Below are 14028 nucleotides of genomic sequence, written 5' to 3' on the forward strand. Positions count from 1 at the left end.
ATGCTTTAACCGAGTAATATTTTGGAGCTTAATTTGTAGCGAGTGCCCGGGTGATAAAGCAATGCAGAACTCACGAGCTTATCTTGGCTCCATGTCCTTCTGTTCAGTAGCAGGCAAGGTTCGTTAGCCCCGAGTCTCAAGGCGGTACGCACCTCATCATCTGCAACGATGGCTTCAACGGTATGTTCGATAGCACTCAGTGGGCAGTTCTCAGACAGATATTGATTTGGGGTGATTTGGGTAAAGTCTTGTTCAAGATAGTCAGGCGCGTAGGCACTGTTGACCCAGCGAAGTTCATATTGAATAGGAGAATTATCTTCAAAGTGAATGATCTCACTATAGAAAATCGGGCTGTTCAACATCACCCCTAACTTTATTGCTACAGTTTCATCGGCGAGCATCGAGGCTTGTTTAATTACCTTACTAGAGTATGTTTTACCCCGTAATTTCACTTCTTCAGCAATGTTTTGGATATCCAGTAATGGAGATTCCGCTTTATCATCGGGAGCGCAGACAAAAGTGCCTACTCTAGGTCGTCTTTGAAGCTTTCCTTCGGCGACCAAATCACGAATCGCCTTATTGACAGTCATTCGGCTAACCTTGAATTGTTCTGTTAGCTCCAGTTCAGTCGATATACGATGGCCCACAGGCCAATGTCCAGAATCAATTTTGTCAGTAATATATTGTTTTATTTGGAGATATAATGGCGATTGGCTCATGATGATTTAATAATTATTTATTTGACTATACAAATGGTGGTTCATTTGTCATGAAATTGCAACTCTGGTTGCGGATTAAGCAGTCTAAACGATGGTTTACACATTATTCAGATAAATGTCTTGCGACTCGATAACGCCGCATGTTAATCAGAAACAATAACGACATAGAAAGTAAAAGGAAACCTTATGTTTGGTAAGTTAAAGGCGTCACTGGGAATTGGAGCTGCAAAAGTGGATACGGTTCTAGAGAGTATGTCTGTGTATCAGGGAGAAACTCTGAAGGGCGTGGTTCACATTCAGGGTGGCGATGTTGAGCAGCAAATCGATGCCATTAATCTCAAGCTTTGCACTGAAGTTAAAGTGGAGAGTGATAACGGTGCCAGCTATCAGAATTTCACCATTGGTAGTCTTCAAGCGGTTCAGCCTTTCACCATTCAGCCTCAGGAACATAAACAGGTTCCGTTTGAATTAAAGTTAGATGATGAGACCCCAATTACGGCACTGAATGCAATGAAGAATCAGTGCCACGTATGGGTAGAAACCACGCTAGACATCGATTTCGCGATTGACCCTAAAGATCGTGATTTCGTTGAAGTGAAAGCATTGCCTGTCGCTTCCAAAGTAATTTCAGCTATAGAGCAAGCGGGCTTTGGAATGGTCAAAGCAGATGTGGAAAAAGGGCATTTGCGAGGCAGCAACTTCTCATCTAAATCTGGTTGCTATCAGGAGATAGAATTTCGCAACAATGGTTTCATTAACAAGAAAGAAATAGAGTTGTCATTCATACTTGATGGCAGTGTTATGCATTGTTTAGCAGAAGTTGACCGTTCGCTTAGCATGCGAGGTGACCAGTACGTTTCTTTCTCTCTGAGCCTTAACGCCAGCGATGCTGAAATCAGCTCTGCGGTTAGCCGAGTGCTTTCAGTTTAAGCTTGGTTATCTGAACCTCCAAAGCGGTACCGATATCCTATTCCAAAGGCGATATCGGTGCTGTTGTCTGCGTTAAACATATTTTCCACTGCGGTCAATTCAATGGCTGAATTCTCCATTTGATAGCGATAGCCAAAGGTGAATTCGGTCGATGGCTTGGAAAATTCATCCTCCCCATCTGATACGCCCTCATGAAAAGCGATTTGCCCAATAAGATGGTGCCTTTCCAATAGTTGGTAGCGATAACTAGCTCCAACTGTCCAGGTGCTAGAGCGATAGGGCATATCTTTGAATACTGTTGGTGTATTGCGAAAAGTGATAGCAAGTAGGGTGTCTAGAGAGTGTTTATCGCGGCGATAGCCGTAGTTTAGCTGAATACCTTGTTCGAATTCTGAAGAACTGAAAATGCCATGTTTGGTGTCGTTGTAGTAAAGAGATGCCCCTACTGAAAGCCCGTGATGCTCTTTATTGATAAATTGGTATTGCATGTAACTGGTGATCGCGTGGCTTAGGCTTTCGCCGCGGAAGTCTTCCAACTCTATGCCGTAGTCAGGCATATTGATCACAAAGCGGTCGTTGTCCACATCCTCTCGGCCATTTTGGTCAATGCCAACCCAATCGTGAAACGCAATGGTTAATCGATCTAGGTGGTTATTACCAGCGTAATTCCAGCGATAGCTAAGCTCTAGTTGCCATTCTGAAGAGAATTGCCATTTCCCACCAACGGCGATTTGATTTTGGTAGTAGTCTAACTCGTAGTCTGGAGTGACGGCCCAAATACTTGAAATGGTACCCGTACCATAGACCTCGATATCGTCTTCATCCATTGAGAATCCAGAGCGGAGCTGAGGTGACAAACTGTTGGTATGGAAAGGCGATTGTGTATAGCTTTGTACAGGTCCGTAGTCGATTTGTGCCCACGCAGCGTTAACGATTATCAGAGGAATGAGAGAGAGGAAAAACTGCCGGCAAAGGATCATAGATTCATTTCTTATTCTTATGTCACTGATAAAATGATAGTTTATGATTTTATCGCGTGCCGAATTTATGATCGGATATGTGCTGAGGGACGTCTGGCTAACCCTCAGCAGTCGGGCTGGGTAAGCTTTACAGTGGATACACTTTTTCGAATCGTTCTAGTACCAATTCGGACTGTAAATCGAATTTGGCGCCAATCTCACCAGCGTACTGAGTAAAGAATTTAATGTGCGCGTCACGCCACCATTCATAGCTTAGGTCACCTTCTCCTTCTGAGCGGGCAAACTCTTCAGTTACTTGATCGAAAGGGCAGATAGAAACTTCTGTTAGGCGAATGATACAAACCGGCTCTTGCTGCCAGTTAAGCACTACTGTAATGCGACCTACCTGAGGAAGAGGCTCTTGCTCAATGTCGTAGCCTTGTTTAAGGCTGCAAGACGCTCTCTTTGTACCTTGATTAATCAACCTTGCACATTCGTTGGCATTAAACTCGTCAGCACAAAAATATTCAGCGATGGTGTCTGGTATTGATTCCCGCTGTTGAGGTGTGAGTGTGGTGAGGTATTCGTTTAGATACGCTTGCTGCTGTGGGGTCATCATCTTCCTTGAAAAACAACCCCTTCATGAGAAGGGGCTGTTAGCATTTAGTTAGGCCTAGGCGGCACTTAGATGGGTAGTAATATAAGGCTGCCATGCTTCTTGGTAAAGCGCTTTCGACTGAGCTCGCATTGACTTAATCTGGGCGAATTCAAACTCACTGATATCTCGGCTTTCTGAAGCCGCTTGACGTTCGATTTTCTGAATTCGTTCGTACAAGTCATGCTCTGGACCACTTTTTACATCAGCAATGGCTTTAAGGTGTAGCTGGACTTCAGCAATCAAGTTGGTCTTTGGAAGCTGGACCAATAGATTTAGGTCACGATAGCCTGAAGCACCAGGTTTCTTAAAGCGGTTTTTTACTTTTACCACAGTGGTTTCACGATTCAACACTTCGTAAGCTGACATCAAGCCTTCGATGTCATCGGCAACAATCGTCGCACGGGCAAGGTCAGTAATACGCTCAGCGTCACCATCAAGTTCATAGGCGATTTTTTGCTTTGCTCGTTCTGCAGATTTCACACCAGCAAAGTGCGAATTTGTTGAAGTTAGCATTGCAGTGCTTTTACAGATCATTTCTAACTCAGCCTGAGCTTGGTGTGCTTTGCTGTATAGAATGTCGAAGTCAGAGTAGGGTTGAAGTGGAGTTGTTGGTGTGGATTGGATGCCATACAGGCCACTCAGGTTGTGTTTGAATGCTTTGGAACAGACTTCGTTCTGGTTAGTCGAACGATTTTCCTCACTACCGGGTGCTGTTGGAATAGCGGCGAAAGCTGGCGCGCGGCTGAGCATTAAAAGCATCAGGGCCGTAGTTCGCAAAAATAGGCTCATTCACTCTCCTTAGATTCGTAGCGTCTTGTGTAAACGGTGTAAGAAAAGGCTCAACAACCAAAACGTACCAATCTCTAATATCTATATGGGGGCTAGCTGGCGAATTACAATGTAGGAATTACCCTATGGTGTAATTGTTTGAACTAACTCTCAATTTGTTTGAGTGCCCGATTTCCTTATGGTTCATTCTCAAGTTGTAAATAAGTATAAACACCTTACCTGAACCTAATCTGAACGGTTTATACAGCTTGAGGGATACCACTAAGAAACGCTTTCGTATAGGCTATGAAGCAGTCACGTCAGGTAGGGAATTGAAATGAAAGATCCAGAATTTTGGCACAGTAAATGGGCATCAAACCAAATTGGTTTTCACTTAGAAGACGTAAACCCGCTGCTAGTTGAGTATTGGTCCGAAACCAAGCCAAGCAGAGAAGATAAAGTGTTTGTCCCACTATGTGGCAAAACAGAAGATCTTGTTTGGCTAGCGACCAAACACGAGGACGTTCAGGGTGTTGAGCTAAGCAAAATCGCGGTGCGCTCATTTTTCTCTGAACATTTTTATACGCCTACGGTGATCCCTGTAAACGGTCAGCATGAATTGTATCAGTTTGATGAGCTGTCTATTTACACTGGCGACATCTTTACCGCGCCCGTTCAGCCAGTAGAGATTGTGTATGATCGTGCCGCTCTGGTCGCTTTACCGGAAGAAATGCGCGCAGATTACGTCCAACGCGTTAAATCGCTGTTGAAACCGGGCGGAAGAATTCTGTTAGTTACGCTAGATTATCCGCAAGCTGAAATGGCGGGCCCACCGTTCTCAGTCACCGAAAGTGAAGTTCGCCAGCTGTTCTCAGAATATAAAATTTCAAAACTGTATCGTGATGACGCAGATGAAAATCATCCTAAGATAGCGAAGAAAGGTTTATCCAGCTTCGCCGAAGAAGTGTATTTGATTGAAAGTTAATGATGAAAGCCCCTGAATAAGCTCAGGGGCTTTTGTTTTAATAAACGATTTTTATCTTATCTGCGCTGGTAACGGCACTTTCTATTGCTTGCTCAATGGTCTCTCTACGAGCAATGCTGACTCCTAGGCGCCTGCGTCCATTGATATCAGGTTTTCCAAACAATCGGAGTTGAGTTTGTGGTGCTGCGAGAGCATCTGCCATTCCTTCAAACTGAAGGTTATCGGATTGGCCTTGCCCTAAAATCACAGCTGAAGCGGTAGGTCCATATTGGGTGATACTTGAAATAGGTAGGCCAGTGAATGCGCGTACATGAAGTGCGAATTCAGAACTGTCTTGAGACATAAGAGTGACCAATCCGGTATCATGCGGGCGAGGGGAGACTTCATTGAAAATAACTGTGTCGCCCTTAACGAATAGTTCTACGCCGAAGATACCACGGCCTCCCAATGCGTTTACAACCTTGCCGGCGGCGTCTTGGGCGGCAGATAGCGCCGCATCGGACATCGCTTGAGGTTGCCATGACTCGCGATAATCACCGTCTTCTTGGCGATGTCCAATCGGAGCGCAGAAGTTGATACCATCCACAGCTTTGACTGTCAGTAAGGTAATTTCGTAATCAAAATCGATGAAACCTTCAACAATGACGCGTCCAGCACCAGTGCGGCCACCTTCTTGGGCGTACTGCCACGCTGTTTCTACATCTTCTGCCGATTTAATAACACTTTGACCTTTCCCAGAAGAGCTCATAATTGGTTTACATACGCACGGGATGCCAACGGATTCAATGGCTTGAGTGAACTCTTGATAGGTGCTTGCAAAATGGTAGGGTGAAGTGGTGAGGTCAAGCTCTTCTGCAGCCAACCGGCGAATGCCTTCGCGATTCATTGTTAGGCGAGTTGCATTGGCTGTTGGCACAACATTGAGCCCATTAGCTTCAAGCTCAACAAGCTTGTCTGTGGCGATGGCTTCGATTTCAGGCACTACGTAATCAGGTTGTTCTTTGGCGATGATCTGCTCTAGTGCTTCACCATCAAGCATATCCAATGTGTAGCTTCGGTGTGCAACCTGCATGGCTGGTGCGTTTTCATATCGGTCGCAAGCGATGACTTCCAAGCCTAGGCGTTGACATTCTATAGCGACTTCTTTCCCTAGTTCTCCTGAGCCGAGCAGTAAAACACGGGTCGCGTTCTTACAAGTTGCAGTACCAAACATAGATAACCTTTTTAAATAAGCGGATATGAAATTGACACGAATCATACGGATATAAATGCAAAAAGCAAACGTTTGCGTTGGGTGGGTGTTTTTGGTCTAGCAACTCAAAATTTGCTCTAGTACACAATCTGGACAATTAGTTTTGGGAGCGATGATTTCGTCTTTGTTAAAGAGTGTACTGAGGGAATAAGGGCATCTAAGACAGCCTGCTTGTCACGTATCATAAAAATTCTTAAATATGTGACGTATCAATAGAGCAAATGCTTAAGTAAAGTGATGAGTTTGAGCTTATAATTCATTAAAACTATAGAAATAACAATAGCAGCCATAGTCAATAGATGAAGTACGATCCAAGCAACTCAATAAAGGTTCCGATTGATACGTTAATGGTTGGGATGTTTGTTACCGCAATCGAAGATAACAAACGCGTCAATTTAGCCAATGCAGGTAGGGTTTCCTCCCAGCAGGCTATTCAGCAACTTGTTAAAAATGGGATCAAATTTGCGTGGGTAGACCAAAGCCTCTCCGCGAAAGGGAGTGTTTTCATACCTGTAGTGGAAGAGGAACCACCTGAAGAAGACGTGTCTGCCACTCCAGTAAAACGCAAATCTATGAGCCGCTTTTCCAAGCAGAAGAAAGCGTCGAAGATTATTCGTGAAGCTAAAGGCCTTGCTCAAAAGATTCTTAACCAAACATTTGATGACAAGTCGATTCATGTCGATGACTTAGAAGGTTGGGCGGATGATCTTATTGAAGCAGTCTTAATTGATTCGGATGCGTTACATTGTGTTTCTGCACTTCGCAGTAAAGACGAGTATCTGCTTGAGCATTCAGTCAATGTTGCAACTTTACTAGTTACGTTTGGTAAACATCTTGAGTTGCCAAAAGATACGCTTAAGCAGTTAGCGATTGGTGGCATCATTCATGATGTCGGCAAAATAAAAGTCGATGATAAAGTCCTTCATAAGCCAGGTAAACTCACTCCTGAAGAGTTTGATCATATGAAGCTGCATCAGGTGTTTGCCGAAGAGATCATCTTTACTGTTGATGGATTGGGAGACATTAGCCGAGATGTCTGCCTGATGCACCATGAAAAGTTGGATGGGAATGGTTATCCAAAAGGGTTGAAAGGGGATGAAATTCCGCTCCATGGACGAATGAGTTGCATTGTTGATATTTACGATGCATTGACGGCGGACCGTTGTTATAAAAAAGGTATGAGTTCAGCAGAGGCGTTCAAGATAATATTGAGCTTAACGCCGTTTCACCTCGATCGAGACTTGGTTTATAAGTTCATCAACTGTATTGGTGTTTATCCTGTTGGGGCATTGGTCGAGCTAAATGATGGAAGAGTAGGTATTGTATGGACATCGAATGCCGATGAGCCCTTAAAACCTGAAGTGAAGTGTTTTTATTCGCGTAAATATAAGCGCTTTGTCGACGTCAGCTTTGTCGATATTAAAAACAGCCAATATAAAATCGAAAAAGCGATTGCACCATGTAACCTTGAGGTCGATCCCACCCCTTTCTTTGATGTTTGATTTTTTTAATGTACAAAAAAGGCGCTATTTACAGCGCCTTTTTCATTTACCCGATTAGATGGCTAGATATGCAACAGGAATATCTGGGTTAATTGCTTCCAGAGTAGACTGCGTATCTGCAAGGTGACTAATCGTACCTTCAGACATTTCTACAAGTGCTGTTGTTTCAATGCCATCAAATGATTCACCATCAAGCAAGAGCTGGATAAGTGCAACCTGTAAAGGTGGAAGGCTAGGGTTGAATGCTGCGTTTTCAGCATAAGCGCCTTGGTATACTTTGCCATTTTTTAGCTTAATGCTTACACCACTCAAGTTGTGAGTATACGGAGCATGGCTCTTATTAAGCGCATTGAGTGCTTTCAATACCATCTCATCGGACTCTTCACACTTTTTACCATGATCGATGGATGCCATTAAGCCAGATTTGATACCAAGATCTGATGGACCAAAGGATTCTGGTAGATATTCTTGCAGCGTTTTCTCATCACGTTGAGGTAGTTGTACCACCAACTCGTCTGCGGTCGTTAGTTCGTTCATAAACTGACGACAGTGACCACAAGGGCTGAAGTTGATTGTGATATCTGAGATGCCTTGCTCGCCCTTCATCCAAGCATGGCTGATTGCTGATTGTTCTGCATGTACCGTCTGGCCAAGTTGAGCGCCTAAGATCTCTACGTTTGCTCCAAAGTAAAGACGCCCGGTGAGTCCGCGCACAATGGCACCAACGTAGAATTTCGAGATAGGCGCATAAGAGTAAGCTGCTGCAAAAGGAAGCAGGGCTACACGTAGCTCATCATCTTCCAATCCTGAAATGGTTAATAGCTCTGCAAATTGTGCTGGAGAGAGCGTTGCGTCAAAATCGTCCGCTAACAAAATAGGAGAAAGGAACTCTGCGACTTTAGCTGGCGCTTCAGACAGCGCTTGTTCAATGCGGCTTCTCATATTGAATCCTTGTTTAAGCAATAGTAGATATCTTCGGGTCTGCCTGAGTTACCTGTTTAGAGTGGCTTACCCTGATACTGGTATTTCATTTTATGTAACACAGAGAACTTTGCTGAGATTTCGATCACATAAGTTAATGTAATGAGATTTGTAGTTTCACAATTAGAGTGAGCTCACACATGATAACGATTGCAGAATTCAATAGAGTGATGTGCGTCGGAATGCAGAGATAAGCAACCCGACGCAAAGGATCTTATGTAGCAAGCCAGACAGCCAGTGCAAAGAATGAAGGGGCAAGGATTGAGGTAATCACCCCACAGACTACAAGTGCCAAAGAGCTGAAAGCGGCATCTTGAGCATCTTTTTCTGCGCAAGCCGCGGTTCCTAGAGCATGAGAAACTGTGCCCATGGTCAGCCCTTTTGCAATAGGATGTGTGATGTTAAGTAAGTTGTAAATTGGATAAGCCAAGATGGCGCCAAACAGACCAACCAGTAAAACTAGGATAGCCGCAATGGCAGGTTCTCCACCCAGGTGGCTGGACACTTCCATCGCAATCGGAGTCGTGACAGATTTACCTAGTAGACTAGCGATTAAGGAGAGATCTGTTTGCATATATGAAGCGATAACCGTGGCTGTCAGCATCGACATGACACTACCGACACCACACGCCAGCATAATGATTCGCCAGTTAGCTCTTATTTGTGGAAGTTGCTCATACAAAGGGTAAGCGAGCGCAACCACGGCGGGTTGTAGTAGAAAGTTAATCCATTCATTATCATTGTAATAAGTTTCGAACGGAACCTTGAGGTGCGTAAGTAGCGGAATCATCACTGCTAAACTGATTAACAGAGGGTTCATAAAAGGGCTGCTGATCTTCTGGCAAAGCCAGCGTGCAGAGAGAAATACGATAATCGTTACCAGTAGCCACATTATTGCTCACCTCGTTTCAACATTCTATCCAACATCAGCCCTAACAAGACTAGTACGATGAATGTGCCACCGACGGCACTAGCGAGGATTGGTAGGGCATTGTTATACAGCAGATCGAAGTGTTCCATAAGCCCAACGCTGATCGGAACAAAGAGCAGCACCATATAGCGAATAAACAGAGTGGCACTTGGGCGTACCCATTCTACAGGTACTAAGCCACTTGCAAGCAGAGCGAATAGGATAAGCATGCCGATAATGCTACCCGGAATAGATATATCTAGAAGGTTTTGAATGTTAATGCCTGCCATGAGGCAGAGGAAAATCAGCCCCATAGATACGACGTATTTAAGCAAGGTTTTCGCCATAGGTAGTGTCGTCCAAATTTTATCAACTTTTGCGCATGTGTAAGCCCTGAACCGTGGGTTCAGTTTGCTCACTGGCCTCGATCAACGTAGTGTTTTTTTAATGTTTGATGAGGCCTGAGTTTTATAGGGTGCAGGCAATAAGTTGTTAAGATACTAGCTTTTGAACGTATTGGTAAACAGATTTTAAGATAGCTATCTTTTTTTCGTCACTCTCATGCTCGTGAACTAAGTTTTCCAAATTCAGCATGTAGTCTTCTATTCGACTTTCGAAGTATTCGCGGCTGTGTGCTGCCCATTTTTGTTGTTCACTTTCGTCCAATGTCCACGGAAAATGTCTGGCGCGATAGCGGAATAGAAGCGGAGCAATTCTGTCGTCACTGAACGAGATATCAAGGGCGGAAAGATTCTTTGGTTCAGTTTCTCGTATGATATCCATTGATTGCTTTGCCGCAGGAGAGAAGAAACCATCGTAAAGCATAGTATCAACATCATCGTTCTTTTCGTATTCTCTCTCGATACTGTATAGCGAATTGAGTTTTTCTCTAATCTCAGGGTGCTGTCTTAGTCGCTCAAGGTTTTGTAAGCATTTTTCTCTGTCAATGCCTATGTTAGCTGCATTCTCAGCAGTTAATGTTTTGGCTGGAGCCAAAATAGGGCACTTGTTGAGATGGACAAGTTTGATTGGTACAGGCAGTTCGTCTGGGCCAAGTTCAGAATGTTTGGTGTAGAGACGCTCATTAAGTTGTTCTACATCTAAATCCAACAACGGCTGAGGGTCTTTCGCTAAATCGACAACAATCACCGCATTCTGGTTGGTTGGATGCCAAGCGACCGGAACCACCCAGCTAGTGTAATTGCATTCGCGCCCCAGCATACCCGATACGTGCATAAGCGGTGTCATATTCACGATATCGACGAGTTCGTTCAGTTTGCGCTTGTGGCGCATGCTAAGGAAATAATCAAAGAGTTTAGGCTGAGCGGCTTTCACCTTTTTAGCCATTTCAATCGTTGCTATTACGTCAGCCATCGCATCGTGTGCATTCTCGTGCTCAATGCCATTGGCAACGGATAAGTGCTCTAGCTTAAAGCTGATAAAACCTTCTTCATTCTCTGGCCAATTAACACCTTCTGGGCGAAGGGCGTAACAGGCGCGCATGACATCAAGTAAGTCCCAGCGAGAGTTACCGTTTTGCCAGCTCCACGCATACGGATCGATGAAATTTCGGTAACAGGTATATCGCGTCACTTCGTCATCAAATCGAATGCTGTTGTAACCCAAGTTGATGGTGTTTGGCGTGGACAACTGCTCATGAATTTTGGCAATAAATTCCGGCTCAGGTAACCCTTTACTTGCCGCCGTCTGAGGTGTGATACCAGTGATAAGCGCGGCTTCGGGTGATGGAAGATAATCTGAAGGCGGTTGGCAGTAGATAACAAGAGGCTCACCGATGATATTGAAATCCATGTCGGTGCGTACACCCGCAAACTGGGACGGTCTGTCTTTTGCTGGGCTGGTTCCCCACGTTTCATAATCAAAAAAGAAAAACGTAGGTTGATGCGCTTGTTGCATTATCTCTTTACCAAGTCTTTGAAATTCACTCGGGTATTAGACCATTGAGACCGTGACAAGGCAAACGGGAAGCGCTTGATTGCTAGAAAATTGTGCGGATAGAAAAAGCCCCGAGTTTTTCACTCAGGGCTTGGTCATTTTAGGCTTGTTGAGCTTCAAGCTCTTCGTCTGAGACTTTATCGCCAAGGATACGGCTGGTTATGGTGCCCGCCGTCATAGCGCCGGAGACGTTGAGCGCGGTTCGCGCCATATCGATCAGAGGTTCGATTGAAATAAGCAGCGCAGCGATGGTTACTGGTAACCCCATTGCTGGAAGCACGATTAGCGCAGCGAAAGTCGCACCGCCACCCACGCCTGCGATACCGAATGAGCTCACTACGATAATTGCGACTAGGGATAGGATGAAGTTGATATCCATTGGGTCGATACCCACAGTTGGGGCAACCATTACGGCTAACATTGCAGGGTAGATGCCCGCACAGCCATTTTGTCCTATGGTTGCGCCAAATGACGCAGAAAGGTTTGCGATAGCAGGCGGCACACGTAGCTTGTTGATTTGCGCTTCCACGTTAAGTGGGATAGTTGCTGCTGAGCTGCGTGAGGTAAATGCGAATGTCAGTACTGGCCAAATCTTCTGGAAGTACTCTTTCGGGCTCATACCAACGAACGACACCAAAATACCGTGAACCACAAACATTAGAGCGATTGCAACATAAGAGGCAACGATAAAGCCCAATAGATTCAGGATGTCACCTGCACTGGATGTCGCGACAACTTTCGCCATCAACGCCGCAATACCATATGGCGTGAGCGCCATAATCATTTTCACTAGTCGCATCACAACAGATTGAGTTGCTTCAACAAAAGTGCGAATTGGCGCTTCCAACTCTTCCTTTTCCGCCATCACCTTACGTGCAGCAATACCAGTCAGGACACCAAAGATCACGACAGCAATAATGGAAGTAGAACGAGAACCTGTCAGATCAGCGAATGGGTTGGTAGGGATAAAGCTTACCAGCATCTGTGGAATAGTGAGATCAGCGACAGTACCTACGCGATCTTCTAGCACTGCGATACGAGCAGTTTCACGCGCGCCCTCTGTCAGCCCTTCTGCTGATAGGCCAAACGCTTGGGTAATTACAATGCCCACAATTGCTGAAATCGCTGTAGTAGCGAGTAGCACAGAAATGGTGAGGCCTGAAATCTTGCCCAGTGAACCGCCTTTCTCAAGCTTGACGACGGCTGCGATCATAGAAACAAGAACGAGTGGCATGATGACCATTTTAAGCAGGCCAACATAGCCACGGCCAACGACGTTAACCCATTCTAAGGTTTGAGCGATGACAGGGTTACCTTCGCCAAAAACAAGCTGCAGTACTAGACCAAATGAGCTGCCGAGTACCAAGCCCAATAGTACGAGTCGGGATAGCGTATTCTCTTTTCGTTGCTGTCCGTAGAGGAAGAAAAGAATGCCGACAAATGCCACTAATGAAGCGATAGCCGCTACTGACATAATTGATAGTCCTTATTGAGTGTTTGTAACGTATTTATTGAGTAAATTAATTACAGGATTAAATTCTGTAACAAACGATAATGATTTGAAATGTATGATTGAAATGAAAAAAAGATATTTGATATGTATTTAAGTTATTAAAAGATGCGAGCTGAGTCTAATTTGCTCAAAAGTCAGCAGAAACCATCGAATTATTGATATTTATTAATCAAGTTTCGCATCTGAATACTGTCCAATGTCTGAAGCTTTCGGTCAGTCTTTGTAAGAATTCCATATTGCATTGCTTTCGCTACTTCGCTTGCCTGGATCGGTATGAGTTTTGCGAGTTTGCCAAACATCAGAGGACGCAAAGATTTTAGGACGACTTGTACGATGGCTTCGTCAGTGCGCGGTGTGTCTCTTAAACCCACTAAAGGTCCAGGTCTAACGAAGGTGATATGTTCAAAACCCAAACGTTCAATCGCCATTTCCATCTTCCCTTTACAGCGAAGGTAGTGGGAAAGAGAACGTACGGAGGCACCGTAACTTGAAACGACAGCCAGATGAGTGACACCAAGTACTTTCATTGTCTGGGCGACATCACACACCAGTTCATAATCAACACGCTCTAGCTCTTGCTTAGAGCCTGCTTGCTTAATGGTTGTGCCTAGGCAGATGAATCCATATTTAGGCGAAGGCTTATCTGCGTCCCACTCTTGAACTTGAAGCTGCTTATTTTGAAGGACTTCCAACTTAGGGTGGAAAAAAGGGAGTTCACGTCGGCTAAGCGCATAGATACGTGTGACAGGATCTTCTTCTAACATTTGTTTGATGAGCTCGGTTCCTATTAACCCTGTTGCACCGGCGACCATAACGACCAGATCTCTAGACTCAGACAAATTTCTTACCTTTAGCTAATCGTGACGATCAGAGCATCTAACAACAAACACAGAAA

The 14028-nt window shown here is 44.7% G+C and carries 14 protein-coding genes; 3 read left to right on the forward strand and 11 right to left on the reverse strand.

All coding sequences use genetic code 11. From position 1 onward, the window contains the following. Nucleotides 1-5 precede the first annotated feature (5 nt). Entirely contained in the window at nt 6-719 is a 714-nt protein-coding gene (gene hutC / locus IX95_RS08410; RefSeq protein WP_029236085.1) for a histidine utilization repressor, read from the reverse strand. 186 nt (nt 720-905) lie between these two features. Between hutC and IX95_RS08415 the strand changes: the two genes are divergently transcribed. After that, nucleotides 906-1649: a sporulation protein gene (locus IX95_RS08415; RefSeq protein WP_019275635.1), complete on the forward strand. Its 744-nt coding sequence runs from the start codon at nt 906-908 to the stop codon at nt 1647-1649. On the opposite strand, the gene IX95_RS08420 is transcribed toward IX95_RS08415, so the two are convergent. From IX95_RS08420 to IX95_RS08430, 3 genes are all read right to left on the reverse strand, one after another. Continuing rightward, nucleotides 1646-2629, reverse strand: a complete 984-nt coding sequence (locus tag IX95_RS08420) for a DUF3187 family protein (RefSeq protein WP_038158689.1) — start codon at nt 2627-2629, stop codon at nt 1646-1648. The two genes, IX95_RS08415 and IX95_RS08420, sit on opposite strands and share 4 nt — an antisense overlap. 127 nt (nt 2630-2756) lie before the next feature. Beyond that, nucleotides 2757-3224 (reverse strand): ASCH domain-containing protein, encoded by a 468-nt coding sequence (locus IX95_RS08425; RefSeq protein ID WP_038158692.1) that lies wholly within the window; start codon nt 3222-3224, stop codon nt 2757-2759. Nucleotides 3225-3281: 57 nt separating this feature from the next. Beyond that, nucleotides 3282-4055, reverse strand: coding sequence for a phosphoribosylglycinamide formyltransferase (locus IX95_RS08430; protein ID WP_038158695.1), 774 nt, complete (start codon nt 4053-4055; stop codon nt 3282-3284). A 316-nt stretch (nt 4056-4371) separates the two neighbouring features. Here IX95_RS08430 and IX95_RS08435 point away from each other — a divergent pair, with 316 nt between their 5' ends. Continuing rightward, the gene (locus tag IX95_RS08435; RefSeq protein ID WP_006962023.1) at nt 4372-5019 is read left to right on the forward strand and encodes a thiopurine S-methyltransferase; all 648 of its coding nucleotides are present in this window, start codon (nt 4372-4374) and stop codon (nt 5017-5019) included. Nucleotides 5020-5056: 37 nt separating this feature from the next. Here the strand turns inward: IX95_RS08435 and purT are convergent, their stop codons facing one another. Then, nucleotides 5057-6232, reverse strand: a complete 1176-nt coding sequence (purT, locus tag IX95_RS08440; RefSeq protein WP_038158698.1) for a formate-dependent phosphoribosylglycinamide formyltransferase — start codon at nt 6230-6232, stop codon at nt 5057-5059. A 338-nt stretch (nt 6233-6570) separates the two neighbouring features. Between purT and IX95_RS08445 the strand changes: the two genes are divergently transcribed. Beyond that, nucleotides 6571-7773, forward strand: a complete 1203-nt coding sequence (locus IX95_RS08445) for an HD-GYP domain-containing protein (protein WP_038158701.1) — start codon at nt 6571-6573, stop codon at nt 7771-7773. A 54-nt stretch (nt 7774-7827) separates the two neighbouring features. On the opposite strand, the gene cdd is transcribed toward IX95_RS08445, so the two are convergent. The 6 genes from cdd to IX95_RS08475 all read right to left on the reverse strand — a co-directional run bounded on the left by cdd (nt 7828) and on the right by IX95_RS08475 (nt 13972). After that, nucleotides 7828-8715 (reverse strand): cytidine deaminase, encoded by an 888-nt coding sequence (cdd, locus tag IX95_RS08450; RefSeq protein ID WP_038158703.1) that lies wholly within the window; start codon nt 8713-8715, stop codon nt 7828-7830. A gap of 253 nt (nt 8716-8968) precedes the next feature. Further along, nucleotides 8969-9646, reverse strand: coding sequence for a CidB/LrgB family autolysis modulator (locus IX95_RS08455; protein WP_038158706.1), 678 nt, complete (start codon nt 9644-9646; stop codon nt 8969-8971). Beyond that, nucleotides 9646-10011 carry a CidA/LrgA family protein gene (locus IX95_RS08460; RefSeq protein ID WP_006962035.1) on the reverse strand — a complete coding sequence of 122 codons (366 nt, stop codon included), beginning with the start codon at nt 10009-10011 and terminating at the stop codon, nt 9646-9648. Before IX95_RS08460 ends, IX95_RS08455 begins: the two co-directional genes overlap by 1 nt. Before the next feature lie 145 nt (nt 10012-10156). Beyond that, nucleotides 10157-11581 carry an exodeoxyribonuclease I gene (gene sbcB / locus IX95_RS08465; protein ID WP_038158709.1) on the reverse strand — a complete coding sequence of 475 codons (1425 nt, stop codon included), beginning with the start codon at nt 11579-11581 and terminating at the stop codon, nt 10157-10159. Nucleotides 11582-11720: 139 nt separating this feature from the next. Continuing rightward, the gene (locus tag IX95_RS08470; RefSeq protein ID WP_038158712.1) at nt 11721-13094 is read right to left on the reverse strand and encodes an L-cystine transporter; all 1374 of its coding nucleotides are present in this window, start codon (nt 13092-13094) and stop codon (nt 11721-11723) included. Nucleotides 13095-13285: 191 nt separating this feature from the next. Further along, nucleotides 13286-13972, reverse strand: coding sequence for an NAD(P)H-binding protein (locus IX95_RS08475; protein ID WP_081885418.1), 687 nt, complete (start codon nt 13970-13972; stop codon nt 13286-13288). Nucleotides 13973-14028: the final 56 nt, after the last annotated feature.

This window comes from Vibrio sp. B183 (assembly GCF_000740665.1).
In the GTDB taxonomy this organism is placed as follows: Bacteria; Pseudomonadota; Gammaproteobacteria; order Enterobacterales; family Vibrionaceae; genus Vibrio; species Vibrio coralliilyticus.

Excerpts from the sequence above, each read along its gene's own strand:
- hutC (WP_029236085.1), bottom strand. The coding sequence starts at position 719 with ATGAGCCAATCGCCATTATATCTCCAAATAAAACAATATATTACTGAC.
- IX95_RS08415 (WP_019275635.1), top strand. The coding sequence starts at position 906 with ATGTTTGGTAAGTTAAAGGCGTCACTGGGAATTGGAGCTGCAAAAGTG.
- IX95_RS08420 (WP_038158689.1), bottom strand. The coding sequence starts at position 2,629 with ATGATCCTTTGCCGGCAGTTTTTCCTCTCTCTCATTCCTCTGATAATC.
- IX95_RS08425 (WP_038158692.1), bottom strand. The coding sequence starts at position 3,224 with ATGACCCCACAGCAGCAAGCGTATCTAAACGAATACCTCACCACACTC.
- IX95_RS08430 (WP_038158695.1), bottom strand. The coding sequence starts at position 4,055 with ATGAGCCTATTTTTGCGAACTACGGCCCTGATGCTTTTAATGCTCAGC.
- IX95_RS08435 (WP_006962023.1), top strand. The coding sequence starts at position 4,372 with ATGAAAGATCCAGAATTTTGGCACAGTAAATGGGCATCAAACCAAATT.
- purT (WP_038158698.1), bottom strand. The coding sequence starts at position 6,232 with ATGTTTGGTACTGCAACTTGTAAGAACGCGACCCGTGTTTTACTGCTC.
- IX95_RS08445 (WP_038158701.1), top strand. The coding sequence starts at position 6,571 with ATGAAGTACGATCCAAGCAACTCAATAAAGGTTCCGATTGATACGTTA.
- cdd (WP_038158703.1), bottom strand. The coding sequence starts at position 8,715 with ATGAGAAGCCGCATTGAACAAGCGCTGTCTGAAGCGCCAGCTAAAGTC.
- IX95_RS08455 (WP_038158706.1), bottom strand. The coding sequence starts at position 9,646 with ATGTGGCTACTGGTAACGATTATCGTATTTCTCTCTGCACGCTGGCTT.
- IX95_RS08460 (WP_006962035.1), bottom strand. The coding sequence starts at position 10,011 with ATGGCGAAAACCTTGCTTAAATACGTCGTATCTATGGGGCTGATTTTC.
- sbcB (WP_038158709.1), bottom strand. The coding sequence starts at position 11,581 with ATGCAACAAGCGCATCAACCTACGTTTTTCTTTTTTGATTATGAAACG.
- IX95_RS08470 (WP_038158712.1), bottom strand. The coding sequence starts at position 13,094 with ATGTCAGTAGCGGCTATCGCTTCATTAGTGGCATTTGTCGGCATTCTT.